The sequence below is a fragment of the Bacillus sp. LR--39 genome, assembly GCF_053613335.1.
This window is the reverse complement of sequence record NZ_JBSIOT010000807.1, coordinates 1-735: the sequence shown is the minus strand read 5'-3', so window position 1 is coordinate 735 and position 735 is coordinate 1. Positions and strand designations below refer to the sequence as shown.

Here is a 735-nt window from a genome sequence, read left to right as displayed (position 1 = left end):
AAAACGCCCGCACAGTTTCTTCTTCTGTAAAGACGGGGATGCCGTGCGTCATGGCTTCCAAACGTTCTTTGCATGCTTCTTCAGAACCGCTCAGATTGATGTGGAGCGATTTTCCTTCCTGTTCCATCCATGAGGCAAATGTCCCTTCATGAATTGTAAAACCTGCGTTTTCTGCTAACTCCTTCACATCTTCCGGAACGTTTTGGAAATAAATGCTTCCTTTTTGACTCCAGACTCTTGTATAGATTTTTTTCAAGGCGCTGTTAGCATCATATGCAACACACATGCCTTCTCCCGTTGATTTCATTTCCGGTCCAAGCTTGACATCCACATCCTGGATCGCATGAGAAGAAAAAACAGGGAACTTCACGGCAACTCCATGATGATTTTGAACTGCCGGATCTAGATCTTTTAAGGACGCTCCCGCCAGCAGTCGTGTGGCGAGCGGAATCATCGGAACGCCCATTACTTTGCTGACGACAGGAACCGTGCGGCTCGCTCTCGGATTCACTTCAAGAACGAGTATGTTTCCATTGTCGATCACAAATTGAATGTTCATGATGCCTTTAAATGAAAGTTTCCGGGCAATTTTTTGTGCCGCATCTTTCATGCCCTGCTGCAGCCCGCTCGTGATGGACGGTCCCGGAAGAATGGCAAAGCTGTCCCCCGAATGGACACCCGCCCGTTCAATATGCTCGGTATATGTCGGGATAAAGACATCCTCGCCGTCGGAAA

General features: G+C 48.0%; 1 protein-coding gene. It reads right to left on the bottom strand.

Annotation, left to right across the window (positions count from 1 at the left end; translation table 11 throughout):
* The coding region (locus ACWHAR_RS26665; RefSeq protein WP_452088375.1) for an ATP-binding protein at positions 1 to 735 on the bottom strand (735 nt) is incomplete at both ends.